This is a genomic window from Promicromonospora kroppenstedtii DSM 19349 (genome assembly GCF_000515355.1).
Taxonomy (GTDB): Bacteria; Actinomycetota; Actinomycetes; order Actinomycetales; family Cellulomonadaceae; genus Promicromonospora; species Promicromonospora kroppenstedtii.
In genome coordinates, this window is sequence record NZ_KI911708.1 from 5,930 (window position 1) to 9,343 (window position 3,414).

At 73.1% G+C, this 3,414-nt stretch carries 2 protein-coding genes and 2 pseudogenes; 2 read left to right on the forward strand and 2 right to left on the reverse strand.

Annotated features, from left to right (window positions below):
- Positions 1-1,009: pseudogene (locus tag PROKR_RS19160) on the forward strand (hypothetical protein); the annotation flags it as partial.
- A 105-nt stretch (positions 1,010-1,114) separates the two neighbouring features.
- Here the strand turns inward: PROKR_RS19160 and PROKR_RS31705 are convergent.
- A pseudogene (locus tag PROKR_RS31705) lies at positions 1,115-1,564 on the reverse strand (ATP-binding cassette domain-containing protein); the annotation flags it as partial.
- 45 nt (positions 1,565-1,609) lie between these two features.
- On the reverse strand, positions 1,610-2,923 hold the full coding sequence (locus PROKR_RS19170; protein ID WP_036965830.1) for a hypothetical protein: 1,314 nt from the start codon (positions 2,921-2,923) through the stop codon (positions 1,610-1,612).
- A 219-nt stretch (positions 2,924-3,142) separates the two neighbouring features.
- Here PROKR_RS19170 and PROKR_RS35460 point away from each other — a divergent pair.
- The coding region (locus PROKR_RS35460; RefSeq protein ID WP_036965832.1) for a hypothetical protein at positions 3,143-3,414 on the forward strand (272 nt) is incomplete at its 3' end.

The following is a 3,414-nucleotide window of genomic DNA, read 5'->3' on the forward strand; positions in this document are numbered from 1 at the left end:
GCCGGACGCTGGTCCGCCGGCCGCCGACCTGCCGTACGTCGAGGCGGCCGACACCGGGCTCGGCCTGCCCGACGCGGACACGGAGCTGGGCGCGGGATCGCCGCCCGCGGCCGAACCGGACCGCCCGGAGACACCCGTGTCTTCGGGCAAGGCCCGGCGCAGGATCCTGACCGGCGTGGTCGCGGCGGGTCTGCTGCTGGCCGGCGGCGGTGTCGCGGCAGCGGTCGTGCACTTCCTGACTCCCGACGACACGCCCGGTGTGCTCGCACCCCCGGCCGTGGCCTCGCCGTCGGCCGAGCCGTCCGACAAGCCCAGCCCCACCCCGACGAAGAAGAAGCCGAAGGCGAAACCGTCGGCGACGCCCGAGAGCTCTCCGGACGCCACACCCGTCGACGAGCAGGCCGCCGACGAGCAGGAGGCGGCCCCGGTTCGGTTCCAGCCTGGCGCCGTGGCGATCCCGGCCCAGGTCCAGGTGGGCCAGAAGATCACCGCCGAAGCGACCGGCTGGACGCCGCAGCCGGCCAGCACCGCGTGCCTGTGGAGCGTCGGCGGCGAGGAACGGGACAACCTCGGGTCGTGCACCTACACCGTCGCGCTCGACGACGTGGGCAAGGTCGTCCAGGTCAGGCTCACCGCCGCCCGCCCCGGGTACGCCAAGGCGAGCCTGCTCTCCGACGCCACGGCGGCGGTGCCGCAGCCGTCGGTGCCACGGCCGTCCTGCAAGATCACCCTGCGCCCGGGCGTGGAGCACGTGGGCTGGCTGGCCAGCTGCGGCATCAAGCAGGACCCGAACGTCACCTACACCTGGACCTGGGTCGACATCGACACCGGTGAGACGATCACGCAGGAGGGCGAGGCGGGCTACACGGTCGGTCCGAGCATGTGGATCCGCGGCAGCCACAAGGGGAACCGCGTGACCGTGACGGTGACGGCGCAGCGGGCGGGCTACCGCCCCGCCGAGTTCAGTACCACGGCCACCATGCCGGAGGACTACGTCCCGGCCGGGTGAGCAGCCCGGCGCGGCGCGGCGAGCCTCATAACCAGCCGTTCTCCCGGGCGATCCGCACCGCCTCGGCCCGGGTGCGCCCGCCGGTCTTGCCCATGGCGGCCGACAGGCCATCGCGAACCGCAGGCGCTGCTGCTGACCGCCGGAGCACTTGCCGACCGTGCGGTCGGCCAGGCCGGCGATGCCGGTGCGCTCCAGGAACGGCCCGGCCGGGCTCGTGCGGCCGAACAGAGCGGCGGTGAGCTCGACGCTCTCCCCCACCGTGATTTCCCGCAGGAGGCCGCCGGTCTGCATGACCGCGGCGACCTGGCCGTCGGCGATCGCCCGGGCCGGCTCCTTGCCGAGCACGCGGACCGTCCCTGCCGTGGGGGCCGCCAGGCCGAGGACCAGGTCGACGGTGGTGGTCTTGCCGGCGCCGTTGGGCCCCAGGAAGGCCACCACCTCCCCGGGCCGGACCACGAGGTCCAGCCCGTCGACGGCGCGGACGGTGCCTCCGGCGCCGCGGAACTCCTTGACGAGGCCCCTGGCCTCGACGGCGTAGCTGCTGGTCGTTGTCATCCCTCCACCCTGCTGCGGCGCCGCGGGCGGTACTGCTGCCGGGTGTCACGAGGTCGGGATGACATCCGTCATGCCGACCTCCGGCGGAGGCACCCGCCCCATGATCGACGAGGCCATGACGATCCCCGGCTCGTCCCGGGCCGCCTCCGGCTCGCGGTCCCGCAGGAGCGCGGCGCCGTCCCGTACCCACACGAAGCCCGGCCGGCCGGACGCCGCCCGGTACAGCGCGTCCAGGTGGTCCGGGTGGCGCTCGGCGAGCAGGGCCAGCACCCACGACGGCGCGTCCGGGTCGGCGAGCACCTGCGCGAGCCGCCGGGGCTTCCACGGCAGCAGGGGCGCGGTGTGCACCTCGCGGAGCTGCGCGTACCAGTCGAGCATCCGCAGCCCCCGCACCGGGTGGTGCACCAGGGCGAACGTCACGTCGTCGGGGTCGGCGGCGTCGTCGGGCAGCCGGCGCACGTCGCGCAGGGCGCCGAACAGGGCGAACTCCTCCGCCGGGGCGCCGATCCGGTCCTTGAACCGCAGGCAGCAGTCCAGGACGTGCGACGCCGTGCCCTCCACCACGACGTCCCCGAACAGGGCCTGGAAGGTGCGGTGGTGGTCGGCGACGAGCTCGCGGGCCCGGGCCAGCGTGCGCGGGTTGCGATAGGCGGGGCACGGCGACGACGTCAGCAGCGCGACGACGGCGCGCACCACGCCCTCGATGACGTCCGGCGAGAAGACCGCCGGCGTGCCCGCGAAGATCCAGGCCGCGCCGACAGGCAGGACCCGCCCGGACAGCAGCAGCCCCGGGACCAGCGCGACCGAGCGGATCTCTGAGCGGCCCGTGAAGACGCGGTACTCCAGATCGTCCTCCAGGTTGTGCAGCACCGCGTGCTCGTCCACCAGGTCGGTCACGACGAAGTAGCCGAGCACCCCGCCGTCGCGCCACCGCTCCAGCAGCGCGCGCTCGGCGTCGTCGATCATCAGGCCTGCCGGGGCTGTACCGTCGTCCCCGAATGCGTCGTTCCCGGGTGCGTCGTTCCCGGGTGCGGGGCCGGGCCCGCCGGCCGGGGCCTCCCCGAGCAGTCGCCGGACCAGGGAACCGCCCGTCTCCCGCGGCCCGGCATGCACCAGCATGTCGATGGCGCAGTCCCGGGTCACCTCGTCGTACTGCTCGGGGTCCACGTCACTCACGCGCACGGGCGACTCGGTGCGGACGTAGGCCACCTGGCGGGCCACGGCGTCGGCGTTGGCCGGCCGGAGCACGTGCCCGACCAGCCGGTGGGTGAGCCGGGTCGCGAGGTCGAGGCGCTCGCGCAAGGTCAGCAGGTCGAGCGCGGCGGCCGGTTCCGGTGCGGCGAAAAGCGTTGAAGTCATAGCGACATCATTCGGCAGGAACTATGATCTTGCCGGATCACCCGGGATCATCTGTGGATAACTTTTAGCCTCGATTCGAGCGCCCGGGAAGATCGTTCGATAAAAGATTGAGGTCGATCTTCGGCGTGAAGAGCGCATAGGACGCAAAGTAGACGAAGATCAGCCTTGCACCATCCCAACCGTCACTCACCTGTTCTGACCGAAAGGGACTTACCCAACATGGCATCGGAGAAACGTCCCCGACGCGTACCGGCGGTCATCGCCGACACGCGGAGGAACCCGGGCTTCGCCCTGGGTGCCTTCGGGCTCTCGGCCTGGGCCTACATCGGCATGTCGCACACCATCGCTGCCTATGAGGGCCCGCGGCTCGGCTACGCCCTCGGCGTCGCCTACGAGGCGCTGGTGATCGGCCTGGCCTGGGAGGGCCGCCGCCGCGCGGACCGCGCGCTCGAGACCGGCCGCCCGGTGTCCGGGCACGCCCGCTGGCTCGG

Coding starts and splice junctions, on each gene's coding strand:
- PROKR_RS19170 (WP_036965830.1), bottom strand. CDS start 2,923: ATGACTTCAACGCTTTTCGCCGCACCGGAACCGGCCGCCGCGCTCGAC.